The sequence below is a fragment of the Pseudoalteromonas sp. SR41-1 genome, from assembly GCF_014164015.1.
In the GTDB taxonomy this organism is placed as follows: Bacteria; Pseudomonadota; Gammaproteobacteria; order Enterobacterales; family Alteromonadaceae; genus Pseudoalteromonas; species Pseudoalteromonas distincta.
Genome location: NZ_JACJEK010000010.1, coordinates 152,581 through 173,715 on the forward strand (window position 1 = coordinate 152,581; position 21,135 = coordinate 173,715).

General features: G+C 40.5%; 19 protein-coding genes and 1 pseudogene. 13 read left to right on the forward strand and 7 right to left on the reverse strand.

Going from position 1 to position 21,135, the window contains the following annotated elements; genetic code table 11:
- The first annotated feature begins 98 nt into the window (after positions 1–98).
- The 5 genes from clpP to H5118_RS10930 all read left to right on the forward strand — a co-directional run bounded on the left by clpP (position 99) and on the right by H5118_RS10930 (position 7,202).
- The gene (gene clpP, locus H5118_RS10910; RefSeq protein ID WP_002958346.1) at positions 99–716 is read left to right on the forward strand and encodes an ATP-dependent Clp endopeptidase proteolytic subunit ClpP; all 618 of its coding nucleotides are present in this window, start codon (positions 99–101) and stop codon (positions 714–716) included.
- A gap of 134 nt (positions 717–850) precedes the next feature.
- Positions 851–2,134, forward strand: coding sequence for an ATP-dependent protease ATP-binding subunit ClpX (gene clpX / locus H5118_RS10915; RefSeq protein WP_002958344.1), 1,284 nt, complete (start codon positions 851–853; stop codon positions 2,132–2,134).
- A gap of 151 nt (positions 2,135–2,285) precedes the next feature.
- Positions 2,286–4,655, forward strand: coding sequence for an endopeptidase La (lon, locus tag H5118_RS10920; RefSeq protein WP_182694190.1), 2,370 nt, complete (start codon positions 2,286–2,288; stop codon positions 4,653–4,655).
- A gap of 183 nt (positions 4,656–4,838) precedes the next feature.
- Entirely contained in the window at positions 4,839–5,129 is a 291-nt protein-coding gene (locus tag H5118_RS10925) for an HU family DNA-binding protein (protein WP_158000827.1), read from the forward strand.
- Positions 5,130–5,300: 171 nt separating this feature from the next.
- Positions 5,301–7,202: a SurA N-terminal domain-containing protein gene (locus tag H5118_RS10930; protein ID WP_154903578.1), complete on the forward strand. Its 1,902-nt coding sequence runs from the start codon at positions 5,301–5,303 to the stop codon at positions 7,200–7,202.
- Positions 7,203–7,255: 53 nt separating this feature from the next.
- Here the strand turns inward: H5118_RS10930 and H5118_RS10935 are convergent.
- The 7 genes and pseudogenes from H5118_RS10935 to pspF all read right to left on the reverse strand — a co-directional run bounded on the left by H5118_RS10935 (position 7,256) and on the right by pspF (position 14,171).
- A pseudogene (locus H5118_RS10935) lies at positions 7,256–7,727 on the reverse strand (VOC family protein).
- 88 nt (positions 7,728–7,815) lie between these two features.
- The gene (locus H5118_RS10940) at positions 7,816–8,577 is read right to left on the reverse strand and encodes an ATP-binding cassette domain-containing protein (protein ID WP_002958339.1); all 762 of its coding nucleotides are present in this window, start codon (positions 8,575–8,577) and stop codon (positions 7,816–7,818) included.
- Entirely contained in the window at positions 8,577–9,569 is a 993-nt protein-coding gene (locus H5118_RS10945) for an oligopeptide/dipeptide ABC transporter ATP-binding protein (protein WP_002958338.1), read from the reverse strand. Before H5118_RS10945 ends, H5118_RS10940 begins: the two co-directional genes overlap by 1 nt.
- Positions 9,570–10,463 (reverse strand): ABC transporter permease subunit, encoded by an 894-nt coding sequence (locus H5118_RS10950; protein ID WP_002958337.1) that lies wholly within the window; start codon positions 10,461–10,463, stop codon positions 9,570–9,572.
- Positions 10,450–11,484, reverse strand: a complete 1,035-nt coding sequence (locus H5118_RS10955; protein ID WP_002958336.1) for an ABC transporter permease subunit — start codon at positions 11,482–11,484, stop codon at positions 10,450–10,452. The genes H5118_RS10950 and H5118_RS10955 overlap by 14 nt, the downstream gene beginning before the upstream one ends.
- Positions 11,484–13,091 (reverse strand): ABC transporter substrate-binding protein, encoded by a 1,608-nt coding sequence (locus H5118_RS10960; RefSeq protein WP_182748803.1) that lies wholly within the window; start codon positions 13,089–13,091, stop codon positions 11,484–11,486. Before H5118_RS10960 ends, H5118_RS10955 begins: the two co-directional genes overlap by 1 nt.
- Before the next feature lie 15 nt (positions 13,092–13,106).
- Positions 13,107–14,171, reverse strand: coding sequence for a phage shock protein operon transcriptional activator (pspF, locus tag H5118_RS10965; protein WP_149602327.1), 1,065 nt, complete (start codon positions 14,169–14,171; stop codon positions 13,107–13,109).
- Between the two features lie 186 nt (positions 14,172–14,357).
- Between pspF and pspA the strand changes: the two genes are divergently transcribed.
- The 8 genes from pspA to H5118_RS11005 all read left to right on the forward strand — a co-directional run bounded on the left by pspA (position 14,358) and on the right by H5118_RS11005 (position 20,974).
- Positions 14,358–15,017: a phage shock protein PspA gene (pspA, locus tag H5118_RS10970; protein ID WP_182748804.1), complete on the forward strand. Its 660-nt coding sequence runs from the start codon at positions 14,358–14,360 to the stop codon at positions 15,015–15,017.
- 72 nt (positions 15,018–15,089) lie between these two features.
- Positions 15,090–15,323, forward strand: a complete 234-nt coding sequence (gene pspB / locus H5118_RS10975; RefSeq protein ID WP_024596504.1) for an envelope stress response membrane protein PspB — start codon at positions 15,090–15,092, stop codon at positions 15,321–15,323.
- Positions 15,320–15,721: an envelope stress response membrane protein PspC gene (gene pspC / locus H5118_RS10980; protein ID WP_024596503.1), complete on the forward strand. Its 402-nt coding sequence runs from the start codon at positions 15,320–15,322 to the stop codon at positions 15,719–15,721. Before pspB ends, pspC begins: the two co-directional genes overlap by 4 nt.
- Positions 15,722–15,784: 63 nt before the next feature.
- Complete coding sequence (locus tag H5118_RS10985; RefSeq protein WP_182748806.1) at positions 15,785–17,203, forward strand: YcjX family protein; 1,419 nt, start codon at positions 15,785–15,787, stop codon at positions 17,201–17,203.
- Positions 17,200–18,225 (forward strand): TIGR01620 family protein, encoded by a 1,026-nt coding sequence (locus H5118_RS10990; RefSeq protein ID WP_182748808.1) that lies wholly within the window; start codon positions 17,200–17,202, stop codon positions 18,223–18,225. The genes H5118_RS10985 and H5118_RS10990 overlap by 4 nt, the downstream gene beginning before the upstream one ends.
- Before the next feature lie 150 nt (positions 18,226–18,375).
- The gene (gene megL / locus H5118_RS10995; RefSeq protein WP_024596502.1) at positions 18,376–19,557 is read left to right on the forward strand and encodes a methionine gamma-lyase; all 1,182 of its coding nucleotides are present in this window, start codon (positions 18,376–18,378) and stop codon (positions 19,555–19,557) included.
- Between the two features lie 237 nt (positions 19,558–19,794).
- Positions 19,795–20,592 (forward strand): phenylalanine 4-monooxygenase, encoded by a 798-nt coding sequence (gene phhA / locus H5118_RS11000; RefSeq protein WP_182748810.1) that lies wholly within the window; start codon positions 19,795–19,797, stop codon positions 20,590–20,592.
- A 37-nt stretch (positions 20,593–20,629) separates the two neighbouring features.
- Positions 20,630–20,974 (forward strand): 4a-hydroxytetrahydrobiopterin dehydratase, encoded by a 345-nt coding sequence (locus tag H5118_RS11005; protein WP_002958326.1) that lies wholly within the window; start codon positions 20,630–20,632, stop codon positions 20,972–20,974.
- The last annotated feature ends 161 nt before the right edge of the window (positions 20,975–21,135 follow it).

The window sequence follows — 21,135 nt, forward strand, 5'->3', positions numbered from 1 at the left end:
CCGGGCCATTTTAGTTTTTGGCTCTAAATTTGCGAAAAACGATAACTATGCTTCCTTATAATAAGGATAAGTATAAGCGCATAAGGAATTAAATAAGTATGAATACTGGTATTACAGATCCCCTAAATGCATTGGTCCCAATGGTTGTTGAACAAACACCAAAAGGCGAGCGCTCGTATGATATTTATTCGAGATTATTAAAAGAGCGTATTATCTTTTTAACAGGTCAAGTTGAAGACAACATGGCAAATCTGATCTTAGCGCAAATGCTATTTTTAGAATCAGAGAACCCTGATAAAGATATCTTTTTATACATTAACTCACCAGGTGGTTCAGTAACTGCGGGTATGGCTATTTACGACACAATGAACTTCATCAAACCAGATGTAAGTACAATATGTGTAGGTCAAGCTGCAAGCATGGGTGCTTTTTTACTTACTGCTGGTGCTAAAGGTAAGCGTTTTTGCCTACCAAACTCACGTGTGATGATTCACCAACCATTAGGTGGTTTCCAAGGTCAAGCATCTGACTTTGAAATACACGCTAAAGAAATTCTGTCTATTAAAGATAAGCTTAACCGCTTAATGGCTGAGCATACAGGCCAACCATTGGATATTATCTCTAAAGACACTGATCGTGATAACTTCATGAGTGCTTCGCAAGCTGTAGATTACGGCTTGGTAGACTCTGTATTTACAAATCGCGACAAAAAGTAAGCGCTGGTAAGCAGGACTGCCTGTTTGCCACTTTGAGTTACTATGCGAAAACCAATAAATTTTGGTATAGTTAAAGCGTATTGAAATAGCCGCCAATAGTTTTGGTGGCCAACGTAATAAAATGAGGTAGCTGAATGTCTGACACTCCTACAGACGGCGACAAAAGTAATAAATTGTTATACTGCTCTTTTTGTGGCAAAAGCCAACATGAAGTGCGTAAATTAATTGCAGGCCCTTCAGTATACGTTTGTGATGAATGTGTAGAGTTGTGTAACGATATTATCAGGGAAGAGATCAAAGACATTGCTCCTAAGCATGATACGTCTGACAAACTACCTGTACCAAAAGAAATTCGTAAACACTTAGATGATTATGTTATTGGTCAAGACCATGCTAAAAAAGTATTGTCTGTTGCCGTTTATAACCATTATAAACGCCTACGTAACCAATCGACTAAGCAAGACATTGAATTAAGTAAAAGTAATATTTTGCTTATCGGCCCAACAGGTAGTGGTAAAACATTACTTGCAGAAACATTAGCGCGCCTACTTGACGTGCCGTTTACTATGGCTGATGCCACTACATTAACCGAAGCAGGTTATGTAGGTGAAGATGTTGAAAACATCATTCAAAAGCTTTTACAAAAGTGCGATTACGATGTTGAAAAAGCACAGCGCGGTATTGTCTACATCGATGAAATTGACAAGATTTCTCGTAAATCAGATAATCCTTCAATTACGCGTGACGTATCAGGCGAGGGCGTTCAACAGGCGCTACTTAAACTGATTGAAGGTACCGTTGCTTCTGTTCCACCGCAAGGTGGTCGTAAACATCCACAGCAAGAGTTTTTACAAGTAGATACATCTAAAATCTTGTTTATTTGTGGTGGTGCATTTTCAGGCCTAGATAAAGTAATTGAGCAACGTAGCCATAAAAACACCGGTATCGGTTTTGGCGTTAGCGTAAAAGAGTCTGCGGCGAGTCGTTCTTTAAGTGAAACATTTAAAGATGTAGAGCCAGAAGATTTAGTTAAATATGGCTTAATTCCTGAGTTTATAGGTCGTTTGCCGGTAGTGGCTACGTTAACAGAACTTGATGAAGCAGCTCTTGTACAAATATTGAGTGAACCTAAAAACGCGATTACTAAACAGTTTTCAGTATTGTTTGGTATGGAAGATGTTGAACTTGAGTTTCGCGATGATGCCTTAGCTGCAATTGCCCACAAAGCAATGGAGCGTAAAACAGGCGCACGTGGTCTTCGTTCAATTGTTGAAGGTGTATTACTTGATACTATGTACGAACTTCCTTCAATGGATGATGTAAGCAAAGTGGTTATTGATGAAACCGTTATTAAAGGTGAGTCAGATCCAATCTTGATTTATGAAAATAATAAACAAGATAAAGCTGCATCAGAATAGTTTTTAAGCTATTTGAATGGAAAAAGGAGCCTTAGGCTCCTTTTTTTATAATTAATTTAATCGAGTAAGGGAAAATTGTTGAACTTTAATTAGGTTATCCCCATATACTTGAGTAATCTTTAAAATAAATGAAGTGCGAAGAGAAACTATAATGACGCTTGAGAGAACCGACCGAGTCGAAATCCCAGTCCTTGCACTGCGCGATGTTGTGGTATACCCGCACATGGTGATCCCGCTTTTTGTTGGCCGTGAAAAATCAATAAAATGCCTAGAAGCGGCAATGGACAAAGACAAACAAATTTTCTTGGTTGCACAAAAAGATGCAACTGTAGATGAACCAGAGCAAGATGATATTTATCGTATCGGTACTATTGCCACTGTACTTCAGTTATTAAAATTACCAGACGGTACAGTTAAAGTTTTAGTCGAAGGTACACAGCGCGCACAAATTGAAGAATTTGTAGATAACGATGACTTTTTTGTCGCTAATGCTCAATTTATTGAATCTGATTCTGTAGATGAACAAGAGCAAGATATTTTTATCCGAAGCGCAATTAGCCAGTTTGAAGGCTATGTAAAGCTAAATAAAAAAATTCCACCTGAAGTACTAACTTCGGTTTCAGGTATTGATGAGCCAGCACGTCTTGCCGACACAATGGCAGCGCATATGCCGCTTAAAGTACCTGAAAAACAAAAAGTGCTCGAAATTTCAAGTGTCACAGAACGTCTTGAATATTTAATGGCACTAATGGAAGGCGAAATAGACTTATTGCAAGTTGAGAAGAAAATTCGTACCCGCGTTAAAAAGCAGATGGAAAAATCTCAGCGCGAGTATTACCTCAATGAGCAAATGAAAGCCATTCAAAAAGAACTTGGTGAGCTTGATGATGTGCCTGATGAATTTGAAGCGCTTAAAAAGCGTATTGAGGATTCTGGCATGCCTGATGAAGCTAAAGAAAAGGCAACTACAGAGCTCAATAAGCTTAAAATGATGTCGCCAATGTCTGCAGAAGCGACTGTAGTGCGTTCATACATAGATACATTAATTAATGTGCCATGGAAAAAACGCTCTAAAGTGAAAAAAGACTTAGCAGGCGCACAAAAAATTCTTGATAGCGATCACCACGGCTTAGATAAAGTAAAAGAACGCATTATTGAGTACCTCGCAGTACAACAGCGTACTAATAAGCTCAAAGGGCCAATTTTATGTTTAGTTGGACCACCAGGTGTTGGTAAAACATCACTTGGGCAATCTATTGCACGTTCGACTGGTCGTAAGTATGTTCGTATGGCGCTTGGCGGCGTACGTGATGAAGCTGAGATTCGCGGTCATCGTCGTACATACATAGGTTCAATGCCAGGTAAGCTAATTCAAAACATGACAAAAGTGGGCGTTAAAAACCCATTATTCTTATTAGATGAAATCGATAAAATGTCATCGGACATGCGCGGCGACCCAGCATCAGCATTGTTAGAGGTGCTTGATCCGGAACAAAACAGTCATTTTGCCGATCACTATCTTGAAGTCGATTACGATTTATCTGACGTTATGTTTGTAGCAACATCAAACAGCTTTAACATTCCTGGTCCATTATTAGATCGTATGGAAGTTATTCGCTTGTCGGGTTACACCGAAGATGAAAAGCTAAACATTGCAAAAGAGCACTTAATTACTAAACAAGTTAAACGTAACGGTTTAAAAGAGTCTGAAATAGTTATCGAAGACAGCGCAATTATTGGCATTATTCGTTATTACACACGTGAAGCGGGTGTACGTAACTTAGAGCGCGAAATTTCGAAACTATGCCGTAAAGCCGTTAAAAATATCTTACTTGAAAAAGACACTAAAATAGTGACCATCAATCAAGATAACCTAGAAGAGTTTTTAGGTGTGCAGCGCTTTGACTATGGCAAAGCTGAAGATGGCGACCGTATTGGTCAAGTTACAGGCTTAGCATGGACAGAAGTTGGCGGTGATTTGCTAACAATTGAATGTGCGGCAGTGCCAGGTAAAGGCAAGTTAAGTTACACCGGTTCTCTTGGCGATGTAATGCAAGAGTCGATTCAAGCGGCAATGACGGTTGTGCGTAATCGAGCAGATACTTTCCGTATTAACAGCGATTTTTACGAAAAGCGTGATATTCACGTACACGTACCTGAAGGCGCAACACCAAAAGATGGTCCTAGTGCGGGCGCAGCAATGGTAACGGGTCTTGTATCTAGCTTAACGGGTAATCCTGTACGAGCAGATGTTGCTATGACTGGTGAAATTACGCTACGCGGTGAAGTACTTCCTATTGGTGGTTTAAAAGAGAAGTTATTAGCGGCGCATCGTGGTGGAATTAAAACAGTGATCATTCCAAAAATTAACGAACGTGACTTAAAAGAGATACCAGACAACGTGCTGGCAGGTCTTGATATTCACCCAGTTACTTGGATTGACGAGGTGTTAAAGCTTGCTTTAGTGCATCCTGTTGAGAGTTTTTCGGTCGAAACACCTAAAAACCAAGAAAAAACATAAAAAAAGTGCTTTTTAGGGCTTTTCAAATCTAAACGGTATGATAAGTTAAGCACTGGTTTTCAAGCCTAGCCCTTACGGGGCCTAGGCTTAAGAAAAATATAATCATGTGGGCATTAAAAGTTTGCTCTAAAATTTTCAAAAAAGTGATGTTAGTTTAAAAAACCATCGCTCTTGATAATAACAATGAAAGAGGATGATATTGTGAATAAATCTCAATTAATCGATCAAATCGCAGCTGATGCTGACATTTCTAAAGCGGCTGCAGGTCGTGCACTAGATTCATTCATCGAATCTGTATCTGGCGCGCTAAAAGATGGCGACTCAGTTGCACTTGTAGGTTTTGGTACTTTCTCAGTACGTGAACGTGCTGCACGTTCAGGCCGTAACCCGCAAACTGGTGAAACTATCCAAATTGCTGCTGCAACTATTCCAGCTTTCAAAGCCGGTAAAGCGCTTAAAGACGCAGTAAACTAATCACTGTTTTAAACACATTAGTTATGGCGAGTGTAAAGTTACTGATTCACCACAACAGATGAGTTAAGTAACTTTTCCGCCAGTTACTTCAAGTGAAAAAGCGTATCTGGTAAGATACGCTTTTTTTACATGTGACAAGGTAAAATACCTTGATCAAAAAGAGATAAACAAATGCTTGAGAAAATCAGAGAAGGTTCGCAAGGACCTGTAGCCAAAATAATTTTAGGCGCGGTGATTTTATCTTTTGCCTTAGCAGGGATCGGTAGTTACTTAGGTCAAACCACAGAACAACCCGTTGCTGAAGTAAATGGAATTAAAATTAGTCAAACCGATTTTAACCGTGCTTACCAAAATGAACGTAGCCGTTTAGAGCAACAATTTGGTGAATACTTTACACAAATTGCAGCTGATCCAAATTACATGGCACAAATTCGTCAAGGTGTAGTTGACCGCTTAGTACAACAAGAATTGCAATCACAGCTAGCGGCTGATTTAGGCCTTCGCGTAAGCGACGAAAGTGTACGTAAAACAATTTTAGAATTACCGTACTTTCAAATTGGTGAAAAATTTAATAACGACCGTTACCTACAAGTAATTCGTCAAATGAATTTTCAACCAGATGCTTTTCGTGAATATTTACGTAAAGATATGACACGCAGCCAGGTAGTATCTGCTGTTGCAGGTACAGACTTTGCTCTAGAGAGCGAGCTGAAAAGCGCAATTGCTCTTCAGCAGCAAACTCGTAGTATTGATTACGTAGTTGTAAACAAAGAGGCACTTGCCGCGAATGTTGAAGTATCAGATCAAGAAGTATCTGATTACTACGACTTAAACGCATCTCAATTTTTATCTCCAGAGCTTATCTCAGTAAGTTACATTGAGCTTAAAGCAGCAGATATCAATGTTGAATCGGTAACCGAGGATGACGTTAAAGCGTATTATGAGCAAAACAAAGCACAATACGTTGAGCCAGAAAAGCGTCGCGTATCACATATCTTAATTGATAACAGTGAAGACGATGATGCAGCAAAAGAAAAAGCCAATGCTCTTCATGCACAGCTAGAGCAAGGTGCAGACTTTGCTGAGTTAGCACAATCATCGTCTGACGATATCGTTAGTGGCGAAATGGGCGGCGATCTTGAGTGGATTGAGCGTGATGTAATGGACCCTGCATTTGAAGACGCGGCTTTCGCGCTTGAAAATAAAGGTGATATTTCTGACGTTGTTACTTCTGAGTTTGGTTATCACATAATTAAACTTACTGACATTCAACCACAACAAGTTAAAGCGTATGACGATGTTAAAGCTGACTTACGTGCTGAATTAGAACAAGCTGAAAAAATAGATGCATTTTACGAAAAGCAAACTGAAATGGGTGCACTTGCATTTGAAATTTCAGACCGCTTAGATGATGCTGCAGAAGTTGCTGAAGTGGAAGTTAAATCTACACCTCTTTTAGCACTTAATGCTCTACCAGAGCCGTTAAACAGCCCTGCAGTTGTTACAGCATTAACATCAGTTGATTTACTTGAAGATAAAGTAAATTCTGAAGTTATTGAGCTTGGCGATGAGCATGCAATCATTGTTCGTATTAACGAGCATAAAGCTGCTGCTACTAAACCGCTGGATGAAGTAAGCGAGCAAATTAAAGCGCGTTTAGTTAATGAAAAATCATCAGAGCTTGCTAAAGAAAAGGCACGTAGCTTATTTGCAGAAGTACAAGCAGGTAAGAGCTTAAATGATGTAGCGAGTGAGCAAAGCTTAACTGTTCGTCAAGAAGCGCAGTTAACACGTCAAAGCTATACTGTTTCACCTGCTATTGTGACTCAAGCATTCAAAATGGCTCACCCAGCAGACTCTGCGATAGTTGAGCTTGTTAATTTAAATAATGGTGATGCAGCAATTGTTGCGCTTAAGTCGGTAACAGATGCACAAGTTGCAGCTAATATTGACCCTCAAGCAAAACAAAGCATTACTATGGCGCAAGCTAATAAAAACTACATGGTATTTATTGAAGCGCTTAAAGCCAATGCTGAGCTTAACTTACCAACGGCTACACAAACTGTTGAGTAATTAATTTTAGCTCATAAAGAATGGCGCTTTTAAAGCGCCTTTTTTATTGTCTTTTAATTACCTCTGGCAATAAACTCAATCCGATTGCCGCTAGGCTCTCTTATCATCATATGTTGGGTTGGGCCGCTACCTAAGTTTTCGGGTGCAAACTCTATAATAATATTATTTTGCATTTTTAAGTGTTCATGTAGCTCGCTTAACTTTTTGATACTTTCAACACTGAGTGCTAAATGGTGTAAGCCCACATTTTCTGCTCGATTAAACTCCACACGTTTTGCATCGTTTTTCACGCGCCATAATGTAATGGTTATTTTATTGTTTGATAAAAAATAAGCAGGATAGGCTGGGTCATTCCCTAGCGTTTTAAAGCCAAGTACATCAGTAAAAAAATGCTTTGGATGCATCTAAGTTTGATACGGTTAAACCTAAATGATCAACGCCACCAACCCAATTTGTATCAGCAATAGCTGAGGCTGATAGAAGGAGTAATGGGGAAAGGCTAAGTAGTAACTTTTGTTTAAGCATGAGATCTCTTGTTAATTAAATACAATTAACAAGAAGACCTAGTTAAATACGGTTACCTTACAAAAAAGTTAGGTATTTATAATCTGCTTTAGCAGCTTAATAAACGCTGCGTTACTTTTGATTGAGGGTTTTGAAAAACATCTTCAGTAGGACCGTATTCAACCACTTCGCCTTTATCAAGTACAACTACAAAATCACTAATGTGACGTACTAAACTTAAATGATGAGTGATCATCACATACGTAAGGCCTGTATCGCGCTGCAGCTTAAGTAACAAGTTTACTATTTGCGCCCGTATGGAGGGATCTAAAGATGAAACAGCTTCATCAAGTACAATCACCTTAGGATCTAAAATTAATGCACGAGAAAACGCTACACGCTGTAGCTGCCCCACACTAAACATATGCGGGTAGTAGTGTTTATGATCAATTAACAAACCCACCTTAGAAAGCGTTGCATCAATCTTTTCAGTGCGTTCACTAGCATCAAGTTCAGTATTATATTGCAGGCAATCATCAAGCATTTCGCCAATGGTTAAGCCCGGGTTGAGCGATGCAGCTGAATCTTGAAAAATCATACGAATATGGCGACATTGATTATCGCGTACGCCATTATCTTCGATAATATTATTCTCGAGCAAAATTTGCCCGCTATCAGCGCTATCAGCTCCTGAAAGTAGTTTTGCCAACGTACTTTTACCTGCGCCTGTTTCGCCTATTATGGCAATGCTTTCACCTTTACCTACGCAAAATGAAATGTTTTTAAGGACTTCAAACTTTTTACGTGAAAAAAGCCCAGCTCGCACATTAAAGGTTTTACAAAGTGCTTGTACTTTTAACAGTGGTTGCATTACTTCATGTCCTTAATTAACGGGAAGTGACACGCATAACTATGACCATGATGCTTAGTTAGGGCTGGTGTAACCACACAGGCTTTTTGTGCTTGTGGGCAACGCGGTCCAAGGCGACAGCCAATGGGCAAATGTTGCAGGGTAGGGATAGTCCCTTTAAGCGCATAAAAAGGTTCTTTATGTGCTAAGCCTTGCTCGTAGTCTGGCAAGCTTTTTAGTAATGCTTGCGTGTATGGATGGCGAGGCTGTTTAAATATTTCATGGGTTGGGCCTGCTTCAACCATTTGCCCGCAATATAAAACATGAATGCCATGTGACCAATGTGCAATCTCTTCCAGTTCATGAGAGATCATCAAAATAGACATGTTTTTAAGTTGATTTAAGCTTTTTAGTAACCTAAATACTTGTGCGCGAGTTGTGCTCTCAAGCGCTGTAGTGGGCTCATCAGCGATTAAAAGTTTAGGCGTGCGAGCAATGGCCATCGCAATCATTACTTTTTGACATACGCCTTCAGAGAGCTCATGAGGGTAACTACTTAGTACCGCTTCGTGGTTTTTAATACCCACCTTATGAATAAGCGCTTTTACTCTGTCTTTTCTCTCTCGGTTGCGTTTTAAAAAGAAACCTTTAGTTGCGACCTCTGGGAGTGTTTCGGCAATTTGGTCAAATATTTTAGCGGTTGGGTCAAGGCAGCGACTTGGGTCTTGATAGATCATCGCTATATCTTGGCTTACTATTTTACGGCGTTTCTCTGGGCTTAAACGCATTAAGTCTACGCCGCGCCAATGAATACGGTCGGCAGTAATATCCCAGCGCTCGTTTAATACACCAATAATCGCTTTTGCTATTAAGCTTTTGCCAGAGCCAGACTCGCCCACAAGCGCATGTACTTCACCTTCTTTTAAGCTAAAGCTCACTCTGTCTACAGCTCTAATTACAGTTTCAGAGGTACGTAGTTCAATTGTTAAGTTACGAACATCGAGTAATTGCATTTAATCAGCCTTACGTGCTTTTAGCACTTGTCGCAGGCCATCGCCTACTAAATTAGTAGATAACACGGCTAAAAATAACAGTACACCAGGTAGCGCTACAGTCCACGGCGCTAAATAAATAAGGCCTAGATTTTCGGCTAATATTGCGCCCCATTCGGTCGTTGGTGGCTGAGCCCCTAATTTTAAAAATCCCAGTGCTGAAATATCTAATATCGCAGTAGAAAGCGCCATCGTGAATATAACCACAATATGCTCATAAATATTAGGGAAAATACCGCGCGATATTATATGCCAATTAGATGCGCCATCGAGTCTAAACGCAGTAATGTAATCTTTACTTAATTCATCAACAATTAGGTTGCGCACCGAGTGAATAAATTGCGGTAGTAACGCTAAAATAATTGCCCATACGGTATTCATTAAACCAGGACCGAGTATGGCGATTATTATTATGGCCAATAACAAAGAAGGAATAGAAAGTGTTATATCAAGTAAATGATTTAAAAAGCTTGAACGCAACCCTTTACTAATCCCTGCAAAAGTCCCCACTAATACACCAAACAGGGTCGTGATTAGGGCAGCTACAACAGAAAGTCCAAACGTATATGTTGCACCATTCATTAAGCGCGAGAGTACATCACGGCCTAAATCATCGGTGCCTAAAATAAAGCGTACATCGCCCATTTCTCGCCATGAGGGCGGTATGAGTAATGCATCACTATGCTGTTGGTTTACGCCATAGGGCGCTAAAAAAGGAGCAGTGGCGGCCAATAATGCAAACGCCATAAATATCCATAAACCAACCAAAGCTGGGTGATTGTTTTTAAATTTGCGCCAAAATCGCGCAAGTGGCGATTTATTCGACTCTTCAGAAAATAAATTAAACTTTGCCATGGGCCTGATTCCGCGAGAGTGGATCGAATAAAGTGTAAGTAAGCTCAGCTGTAATAGAGGCTAAAATAACAAATAAAGACACCGCCATTAATCCGCCTTGAATTGCAGGAAAGTCGCGCTGATAAATACTATCGATTAACCATCGGCCAATACCCGGCCAAGAAAAAATAACTTCAGTAATCATCGCAAGTGTTATTAGCGTACTAAATTGCAAACCAATTTGCTTAATTACCGGTAGTAGAGCATTACGCAGTGCATGGTGCATGATAAGTTGACGGCGGTTAAGGCCTTTTGCCCTAGCTGTTTTAATAAAGTTTTGATCCATTACCTTAAGCATAGACTCGCGAGTAAAGCGCACTAATACCGTGGTTGGATACATGGCCAATACAATAGTAGGGAGTGTTAAATGACGCAGCGCATCAACAAAGGCCATCCCTTTATATGGAAATCCAGCTAGAGCAATATCAATTAATATAAACCCTGTACTGGCGGGTATTTCGTAAAGGAGGCCCATTCTGCCCGACATAGGAAACCAGCCAAGCTTTAATGAAAAAACCATTATTAACAACAATGCGAGCCAAAACACAGGCATTGAATAACCTACCATAGTGACAGAGTTTATAAGTTTGTCGGGCCAGCGTTTATGATAGCCAGAGCCTAAAATGCCAGTAGGTACACCAATAACAACCGATACAATTAATGCATATACGCTTAGCTCTAAAGTAGCCGGTAGTAAGTCAATAATATGGCTAAACACGCTGTTACCAGAGGCAAATGAAAGCCCCCAATCGCCTTGAAATATTCTCCCTAAAAAGGCAATGTATTGCATAAAGTAATTGCTGTTGTATAAATATTTATCCTCAAGCTCACTATGCTGTGCAAAGTTACCACTTGGTATGCCACTTAAATTACTTAGCGGATCACCGGGAAATAAATACGCCAGTGAAAACGTAAATACGCTGAGCATTAGTATCATAAAAAAGAACAAACCAAGGCGACGTAAAATATAATCTAAGATCATTATTTTTTCCTCGCATTAGCAAGCGAAATAGCACCAAACGGGCCAAGTGTTATGCCTTCCACATCAGCGCTACTTGCTTGAAAGCGCAAGCCATGAGCAATTGGTAATAACGGCAACTCTTTAATAATTAAGCTTTGTGCATCTTCGTAGTATTTTTTACGTTTGTTTAAATCAGTGGTGTCTAGTGCTTTAGTAAGCAATAAATCAAATTGGGGATTACACCAGTTTGCAGGGTTTTTGCCACTAAAAGTAGCGGTGCAACTCAGCAGCGGGCTAAAAAAGTTATCAGGGTCGGGTGTATCTGCGGCCCAACCAAGTAATACACTGTCGTGCCTATGCTCGCCAATACGTTGAATAAACGTATTCCACTCATATTCTACAATACTGACGTTAACGCCTACTTTGCGTAAATCACTTTGCATAAGCTCAGCCATTTTACGTGCGTTGGGATTATAAATACGACTCACAGGCATAGCCCATATCGTCATATCAAAGCCATTAGGCAACCCTGCTTCAATAAGTAATTTTTTAGCAAGTTCTGGATCAAACGTAGGTATATCTTCTTGTGGCTCAAATGCCCAAGAGGTTGGCGGCAAAATAGATTGTGCGCGAGTACCGTTACCGTAATAAACCGCCTGCATTATTTTATCTACATCTATTGCGTGCGCAAGCGCTTGGCGTACGCGTAAGTCGTCAAACGGAGCACGCTCTGTATTAAATGCCCAATAACCTATGTTTAAGTTTGTTTCTTTTTCGACGTTTATATCATCACGTTGCGCTAAAATGCTCAATTGTGCACTACTTGGATGAGCCGTTACATCGCACTCTTTAGTCAGCATTTTTGCTATGCGCGTAGTGCCGTTAGGGGTTATATCGTAAACCAATTGCTCAAGTGCAACGTCATGCTTCCAATAAAGTGGGTTACGGTAAAAGCGCACAAGATGATCTCGGCGGTATTCTTTATAAATATACGGGCCGGTGCCAATAGGGTACTGATCAAATAAGTTTTTTTGATTATTTTTCTTAAGTTTCATGGAGTATTCTTCTGAAAGCACTACGGCAAAGTCGGTAGCCATATTAGCTAAAAAACTACTTTCAGGATTAAACAATTCAAAACGGACTTGGTAGTCAGACACGCGCACAATTTTGCGAATAAGTTGATCAATTCCTACACTTTGAAAATACGGGTAATCAGCATCGCCCACAAAGTGATATGGATTATAGACATCGAATAATCGGCTAAAGGTGAATATAACGTCGTCGGCGTTAAAGTCTCGCGATGGGGTAAAATAAGAAGTTGTATGAAATTTTACATCTTTACGCAAGGTAAAGGTAATCGATTTACCATCTTTGCTAATTTTCCAATCGGTCGCCAGCTCACTTTGAAACTCTGCCGTAACAGGGTCAATGCTAATTAAGCGGTCGTATAATTGGTTAGCAATTATATCAATAGTTGAACCGGTGGTCGTGACTTGCGGATTAAACGACACAGGGTTAGCTTCAGCGCAATAAACTAAGCCTTGGTTTTTTTCTTCTATGATTTCTTCTTTGCTATCAAGGCAACCAACTAAAGTGGTGGTAAGCAAAACAAGTAATAATTTATGCACCCGCATAACCTCTGACTATTGTTGATCCAATAAGTTGTATTTTTTAAGATAACCACGTAATTGATGATACGTTAAACCAAGTACTTCTGCAGTTTTCTTTTGATTAAATTGGCTATGTTCGAGTGCTTTATTAATCATGTTTATTTCAAAGTCGTTTGAACGCTCTTTTAAGCTGCACGGAAATTGAATATTAACGGCTGAATCATTGCTTGTTTGAGTAATCGGCGGCGCAACAACAATAGGCTCTGCATTAACCGTTTGAGCTGCTATAGGTGCTTTAATACGCGCTTTTGGTCTAAATGGGCTATCGAATGGGTCTAAAATAATCTGGTGAACGGGAATATGTTCACTACCGTGGCGATACAAACTGCGTTCAACCACATTTTTAAGTTCACGAATATTACCAGGCCAGTCATAACTAAGCAGTGTTTCTGTTGCGCTTCGGGTAAAGCCGCTGAACAGTTCCCACTCTAAATCGCGCGCCATATTCATCGCAAACTGCTCAGCAAGAAGCATAATGTCGTCTTGGCGTTCGCGCAGTGGTGGTAGGGTAATTACATCAAAGGCAAGGCGATCGAGTAAATCACTTCTAAATTCACCTTGCTCGGCCAAATAAGGAAGATCTTCGTTTGTCGCACACACTAAGCGGGTATCTACTTTTACAGTTTGTTTGCCGCCAACACGTTCAAACTCACCGTATTCTATAACGCGCAGCAGTTTTTCTTGTACCATAGCTGAGGTATTAGCTAATTCATCTAAAAACAGTGTGCCGCTGTTAGCGCGTTCAAAACGACCTTCGTGACGTTTACTTGCCCCCGTAAAAGCACCGCTTTCGTGGCCAAATAACTCACTTTCGAGTAGGTTTTCGTTAAGCGCTGCACAGTTAAGCTTTACGTAGTTTTGATCCCAGCGTTTTGATAAAAAGTGTAAGCGTGCTGCTATTAGCTCTTTACCTGTGCCGCGTTCACCAATAATAAGTACCGGTTTATCTAAATTAGCCAGTTGCGATACCTGATCTAATACAGACAGAAAGCTATCTGATTGGCCGAGTAAATTATCCTGTTGGCGATATTGGCTCATATTTCCTAACTCTTGGTCATTTTTACTAACAGTTAGTGTATTTCATAATTAGGGATAACTAAAGAAATTTGTATATTTAGTTTAACGTAATGAAAATAAAGTGTATTTTAACTTTTAAAAAGTTGGCAAGCATATTGATACTAGTTATAGCAGACTAACTAAGTTTTAATTACAGAGGTAAATGTTATGGGAATTTTTTCACGTTTTGCAGATATTGTTAATTCTAATATCAACGCCATTTTAGATAAAGCAGAAGACCCAGAAAAAATGGTTCGTCTGATTATTCAAGAAATGGAAGATACGCTTGTTGAAGTACGTTCTACATCAGCTAAAACATTGGCTGAGAAAAAAGAAATTGTACGCCGCTTAGATACACTTAAAGCGCAGGTAAGTGATTGGCAAGATAAAGCCGAACTGGCTTTAAGTAAAGACCGCGACGATTTAGCGCGTTCAGCCTTACTTGAAAAGCAAAAGTCGGCAGATGCAGTTGCTTCAGTAGCGAGTGAGCTTGAACATGTAGAGTCTCATATTGAGAAATTACAGCAAGAAGTAACGACGCTACAAGAAAAGCTAGCAGATGCTAAATCTCGTCAAAAAGCGATTATACTTCGCCAACGTTCGGCTGAGTCGCGCCTTGAAGTGAAAAAGACATTTGATAGCTCAAAAGTAGAAGAAGCACTTAACCGCTTTGAACGTTACGAAACCAAAATTGATGGACTAGAATCTCAAATTGAGTCGTACGATTTAGGTAAAAAGACGTTAGCGGATGAAATTGCTAATCTACAAAAAAATGAAAAGATAGATGATGAGCTAGCCGAACTTAAAAAGAAGTTAGCTGATAAATAATTACATATAAAAATATATGGGGCCCATGTGCCCCAGCTTAAAAACATCAAAACGGATTGTCAGGAGAGGATTATGTTTGATCCAGAGATATTAGTTGCACCATTTATCTTGTTTATGATTTTTGTTGCTCCGCTGTGGCTAATTTTGCACTACCGTAGCAAGAAACAAGTAAGCCAAGGTTTAAGTGAGCACGAACATCGCCAATTACTTGAGCTTGCACACAAAGCTGAAAAAATGGCTGATCGATTAGAAACACTTGAAGCATTGCTTGATCAAGAGTCACCACAATGGAGACGCAAAGTATGAGTGCCAAACGCGAATTATTAAGAGACCCACAACGCGGTAAAATAGCCGGTGTGTGTGCGGGATTAAGTGACTACTTTAATATGGAGTTATGGTTAGTTCGCATTATATTTGTTAGTGCGGTACTGCTAACGGGTGGCCCATTATTTGTGGTAGCGTATATTGCAGCCTGGTTCATTTTAGATAAAAAAGAGCCCGCAACAGCGCAAACAAAAAGCTCAACTAAAACTGATGATCCGCTAGAAGTAAAATTTAAAGTATGGCAAAAAGGCGAGCCGCCGCGCCGCGCATTGCAAGATTTAAAAGAGCGTTTAACGCGTGTAGATACTCGCCTTCAAGATATGGAGCGCCATGTAACTTCAAGCGAGTTTACGGTGAGCCGTGAAATTAACAAACTTTAAAGGATTTAATAGCACCTTATTTGCAACGTGATAAATTACGGCAAATTAGGTGCAAGACACTTTATGAGCCAATCATTTGCAAAAAAGACCTTTAAAAGTATTAAAGGCAAAGCACAAAAAGCCCTTCATCGCAGTTTAGACCAACACGTAAAACTTGCCGTAACTGGCCTAAGTGGTAGTGGTAAAACTGCCTTTATTACCGCGCTTGTTAAACACTTAACAACCCAAGCGGACGATAAAAGCTTACCTTTTTTTGATGTAATGCGCGAGCACCGCCATGTGGCCACTAAAGTTGTGCCGCAAGAGGCGTTAAAAGTCCCTACGTTTAATTACCCTCGAGCACTCAATGCTTTATTACCCAGCGATGGGGTGCCTACATGGCCTGCATCAACTGAGCGGATTAATACGCTGCGCTTGGCAATAAAGTATCAAAGCAACGCAGGGCTGCGCGGCCACTTTTCGCCGCAATCAACGCTTTATTTAGATATTATTGACTACCCGGGTGAATGGCTCCTTGATTTACCTATGCTTGAGCAAAGCTATTCTCAATGGTGCGAGCAGCAATATCCGTTATTAACTCAGCCTTCGCGCGTAAACACATCAAGTGATTTTTTAATGGCCGTTGAGCAACTTGACTTAAACGCTCCCGTTGATGAAAACGCACTTGCTCATATTGCTCAGCTTTATCAAAGCATGTTAGTCGGGCTTAAAAAAGACACCAAACTTGCCATGTTGCAACCTGGGCGCATGCTTATGCCTGGCGACCTACAAGGCGCGCCATTGTTATTGTTTTTTCCGGTATCGGGCGAAGTAAATAGTGACGATGTCGTTGCGGGTTCTAATTTAGCGCATTTAATTAAGCGTTTTAACGCCTATATAAAAGAAGTCGTAAAACCATTTTATAATGAGCATTTTAGGCACTTTGATCGCCAAATCGTACTTGTAGATGTACTTAGTGCGTTAAACGAAGGGCACGAAACACTCCAAGAGCAAAGCAGTGTAATAAACCAATTACTCGCACATTTTAACTATGGCGAGTCGGGCTTTTTTAAACGTTTATTTAAGCCCAACATAGACAAAATATTATTTGCAGCTAATAAATCAGATCACATAAGTGCTAAGCACCATAAAGATTTAGCACTGCTACTTGATTCGCTCGTGCATGAGCAAAGCAATCATTTAAAGTTTGATGGTGTAAAAATAGAAACCATGGCCATGTCGTCAATTACAGCAACGCAACCGCGCCAAATTACCGACAAAGGCCAAACGCTTGACTGCATTTACGGTAAACCATTACACGAGCCTGATTGGCTTACGTATCTACCGCCGCAACCACCCTCGCGGATGCTTAATAAAAATGAGTGGCCAGCACAGGGATTTGAGTTTTTATCGTTCTCTCCAATGCCGAGCCCCGATAAACAACTAAAACATATTCGATTAGATCATGTCATGCAGTACCTGCTAGGAGACAAATTAACATGAGTGAGTCAAACCAACCATTTCAAGCAGGGCGTCGTATAGATACGCAAAGCATTGAGCAAAACGAACCCGTTTTAGAACCTGCAAAAATTATTCAGCACGGACAAAGTGATTACGAAGAACTTGAAGATGAAGCACTAGAGCCAGAAATAGCTCTAGAACCTGTATACAAAAAGTCAAAGTGGCAAACACTTAAAGGTGTTTTTGCTATTAGTTTTATAGTGCTGGTGCTTTTAGAATTTGCGTACTCGTTAGTATTTGCTTTCGAGCAGTCAATTATTTTAGGCAGCGTTTATTTAACTGCGGTTATAAGTGGCGTGCTGCTAATAGGGCGCTTATTGTGGCGAGAGTACCGAATGCTGCGCAGTTTAAAGCGTAACCAACTGCACCGAGTTGAAGCCGATAGGCTTTTAAACAGCGAGCAAGTAGGCGGTGCATTACCTTGGCTCGAAAAGCTTAACAAACACCAAGAGCTTGATAACTTTGAAACCTTTAAAAACCAAGTAGCGATGCATCACAGCGACAAAGAAATAATGACGCTGTACGCCAACAGTTTATTAATAACCCAAGACACCAAAGCTAAAAAGCTTATAAATCGTTTTGCGACTGAATCTGCACTGCTAGTTGCCCTAAGCCCACTTGCGCTGGTGGATATGATGGCTGTGCTTTGGCGCGGTACTAAGTTAATAGAACAAATTGGTAAAATTTACGGCATTGGTTTTGGCTACGCGAGCCGCATTAAGCTTTACCGTATGTTGATAAAACAAGTTATGTTTGTAGGCAGTGCTGAGCTTGTATCTGACCTTGCTGCAACTGCACTAAGTGCTGAGCTTTTAGGTAAGCTTTCGGGGCGGGCAGCGCAAGGGGTCAGCGCCGGTATTTTTACAGCGCGTATTGGTTACAAAGCAATGGAGCTTAGTCGCCCATTACCACGGCTTGAAAACAAGCGCAGCTTGTTAAAAGGCACTGTGCAAAGCATCGCAGGTAAAATTATGAGCCGTAAAAAGGCGGAACCAACACACTAGATTAGCAGTGGCAATATTTGTGTACAAACGTGCGCTGCACGGTTTTTACACAAATAGCCATCTGAGCATCCGGCATGCTTGCTGTTTGTAAGCGCATACGTTTTGATTGTTGAATCGCAAAAACATAATAATCAAAAAAATGAGCCTACAATGAGCAAGCATCATATAAACACCCAGTGTATTCACGGACCACAAAAAGCAAATGACCCGCACGGCGCACTTACTTCTCCTTTGTATCAAACCTCGACCTTTCATTTTGAAAATGCCGCACAAGGTGCTGCGCGTTTTGCAGGCGACGAACCTGGCTATATTTATACGCGTTTAGGAAACCCCACAACCACAGAGCTTGAACAAAAAGTTGCTCAACTAGAGAGTTGTGAAGCAGCAGCTGCAACCGCAACAGGTATGGGGGCTGTATCTGCCTCAGTACTGAGCTTTTTGTCGCAAGGAGATCACCTTGTTGCCTCAAGTGCTTTGTATGGTTGTACCTTTGCGTTTTTCTCGCATATGTTGCCGCGCTGGGGAATCGAAGTCACTTTTGTTGATATGACCAACGAGGACGAACTACGCGCTGCCATCAAACCTAATTCAAAAATGATATTTGTAGAAACGCCAATTAATCCCACTATGGCGGTTATTGATTTGGCACTTATTGGCGCAGTTGCTAAAGAGCACAACTTAATTAGTGTGGTCGACAACACCTTTTTAACGCCGCTACTGCAATCGCCTAAAAAATACGGTATCGACATTATAATGCACAGTGCGACCAAGTACTTAAACGGCCACGGAGATGTAGTTGCCGGTATTGTATGTGGATCGTTTGAGCACATAACACACATTAAAATGACCGTACTAAAAGATATTGGTGCAACCATAAGCCCACACGATGCATGGCTAATTAATCGAGGCCTAAAAACACTCGCTATTAGAATAGAGCGCCATTGTCAAAGCGCACAAACAATAGCGCAATATCTAGAGGCTCACCCACAAGTAAGCACCGTATATTACCCGGGGCTTAAATCGCACCCAGGTTATAAGTTTATTGGTAATCAAATGAAAGCCGCTGGTGGTGTTATTGCGTTTGAAATAAAAGGCACGCTACAAGATGGCGCTCAATTTATTGATAGTATGAAACTTTGTACACTTGCAGTAAGCCTCGGCGACGCTGAAACACTAATTCAGCATCCTGCATCTATGACTCACTCGCCTTATACGCCAGAGGAGCGAGCCGCCGCTGGAATAAGTGATGGGCTGATCAGGCTCTCGGTTGGGCTTGAAGATGTTAACGACATTATTAGTGATTTAGACCAAGCTTTTACTAAAATTGGTTAGGTGTATTTAATTGTATACACATAAAAACAAGCTACAGACCTTTATTTAAAAGGCTGTATTTTTAATGTGCCATAGCTGTAATTTTAACTTTACAATGTAAGTGATCGCGCTAAATACTGATATTAGCCTATCTATTAAACTTTTCTTCACTTTTGCATAGTATGGGGTCATTCGATATTCATTAGGTTTGAGTATCACACTGACACCGATTTAGGGCTCACACCCAAGAAGGTACTTATGGCTAAAGCAAGTAAATACACATCCAAAACACCAGACGAAAATAGTGTTATACACTGGAGTGATGAAGAAAATAAAATTTGGTCTGAGCTTGTAGCGCGCCAACTTGCATGCATTGAAGGCAAAGCCTGCAACGAGTACATGCAAGGGTTAAAAAAGATTAACCTGCCGCACGACCGTATTCCGCAGTTAAGCGAACTAAACGAAGTGTTACTGGCCACTACCGGTTGGCAAGTTGCACCAGTACCTGCGCTTATCGACTTTGATGAGTTTTTTAGATTATTGGCAAACAAGCAGTTTCCGGTAGCTACATTTATTCGTAGCCGCGAAGAATTTGACTACCTACAAGAGCCAGATATTTTTCATGAAATATTTGGCCATTGCGCCATGCTAACTAACCCTGACTTTGCCGAGTTTACGCACAAGTACGGACAATTAGGTTACGCAGCGCAGAAAAAGGACCGTGTATACCTTGCGCGTATATACTGGTTTACAGTTGAATTTGGTTTAATGCAAACCGAAGACGGCCTGCGTATTTACGGCGGCGGTATTTTATCAAGCCCAGGTGAAACTCAGTACGTATACTCAAACACGCCAGAAATCAGCCCAATGAATGTGCTTGATGTACTGCGTACGCCGTACCGTATTGATATTATGCAGCCACAGTACTACACCATAAATTCGATTCATGATCTGTTTGATATATCGCAAATGGATATTATGACTTTGGTTGAGCGAGCTAAAGAGCTTGGCTTGCACGACCCAAAATTTCCACCAAAAGAAAAATTAGCCAGTTAAACATTAATGCTAAAAAAGCTAAAAGTAAGGATTTAGAATGTCTTCATTAAGTGCACAAAAATGCGAAGCCTGTCACGTAGATGCGCCAAAAGTATCTGACGAAGAGTTAGCACAATTAATTACTAAAATCCCAGACTGGGTACCAGAAGTACGCGACGGCATTATGCAGCTTGAGCGTGTTTATAAATTTAAAAACTTTAAGCAAGCTATCGCGTTTACTAACAAAGTAGGCGACATGGCAGAAGACGAAGGCCATCACCCAGGTTTATTAACCGAGTGGGGCAAAGTAACGGTTACATGGTGGAGCCATTCAATTAAAGGCCTACACAAAAACGATTTTATTTGCGCAGCTAAAACAGACGACGTATTTAACGCGCTGTAGTTAAAAATTAATTGAGCGAACTAAAAAGGCACTTTTCAGCTGTCTCTTATACACAAATCCCTGCTAAGAAATTAGCGGGGATTTTTTTGAACTAAATCTCAATGTCATGATCAGATCTTCAAATCTTGTTTGAGGGCACATTATGATTAACGAACATACTC

What these genes read in the sequence shown, in the direction of transcription:
- H5118_RS10945 (WP_002958338.1), bottom strand. Translation starts at nt 9,569, where the DNA reads ATGCAATTACTCGATGTTCGTAACTTAACAATTGAACTACGTACCTCT.
- megL (WP_024596502.1), top strand. Translation starts at nt 18,376, where the DNA reads ATGAGCAAGCATCATATAAACACCCAGTGTATTCACGGACCACAAAAA.
- pspC (WP_024596503.1), top strand. Translation starts at nt 15,320, where the DNA reads ATGAGTGCCAAACGCGAATTATTAAGAGACCCACAACGCGGTAAAATA.
- clpX (WP_002958344.1), top strand. Translation starts at nt 851, where the DNA reads ATGTCTGACACTCCTACAGACGGCGACAAAAGTAATAAATTGTTATAC.
- H5118_RS10940 (WP_002958339.1), bottom strand. Translation starts at nt 8,577, where the DNA reads ATGCAACCACTGTTAAAAGTACAAGCACTTTGTAAAACCTTTAATGTG.
- H5118_RS10930 (WP_154903578.1), top strand. Translation starts at nt 5,301, where the DNA reads ATGCTTGAGAAAATCAGAGAAGGTTCGCAAGGACCTGTAGCCAAAATA.
- H5118_RS10990 (WP_182748808.1), top strand. Translation starts at nt 17,200, where the DNA reads ATGAGTGAGTCAAACCAACCATTTCAAGCAGGGCGTCGTATAGATACG.
- H5118_RS10955 (WP_002958336.1), bottom strand. Translation starts at nt 11,484, where the DNA reads ATGATCTTAGATTATATTTTACGTCGCCTTGGTTTGTTCTTTTTTATG.
- phhA (WP_182748810.1), top strand. Translation starts at nt 19,795, where the DNA reads ATGGCTAAAGCAAGTAAATACACATCCAAAACACCAGACGAAAATAGT.
- H5118_RS10925 (WP_158000827.1), top strand. Translation starts at nt 4,839, where the DNA reads ATGAAAGAGGATGATATTGTGAATAAATCTCAATTAATCGATCAAATC.
- H5118_RS10985 (WP_182748806.1), top strand. Translation starts at nt 15,785, where the DNA reads ATGAGCCAATCATTTGCAAAAAAGACCTTTAAAAGTATTAAAGGCAAA.
- lon (WP_182694190.1), top strand. Translation starts at nt 2,286, where the DNA reads ATGACGCTTGAGAGAACCGACCGAGTCGAAATCCCAGTCCTTGCACTG.
- clpP (WP_002958346.1), top strand. Translation starts at nt 99, where the DNA reads ATGAATACTGGTATTACAGATCCCCTAAATGCATTGGTCCCAATGGTT.
- pspB (WP_024596504.1), top strand. Translation starts at nt 15,090, where the DNA reads ATGTTTGATCCAGAGATATTAGTTGCACCATTTATCTTGTTTATGATT.
- pspF (WP_149602327.1), bottom strand. Translation starts at nt 14,171, where the DNA reads ATGAGCCAATATCGCCAACAGGATAATTTACTCGGCCAATCAGATAGC.
- pspA (WP_182748804.1), top strand. Translation starts at nt 14,358, where the DNA reads ATGGGAATTTTTTCACGTTTTGCAGATATTGTTAATTCTAATATCAAC.
- H5118_RS10950 (WP_002958337.1), bottom strand. Translation starts at nt 10,463, where the DNA reads ATGGCAAAGTTTAATTTATTTTCTGAAGAGTCGAATAAATCGCCACTT.
- H5118_RS11005 (WP_002958326.1), top strand. Translation starts at nt 20,630, where the DNA reads ATGTCTTCATTAAGTGCACAAAAATGCGAAGCCTGTCACGTAGATGCG.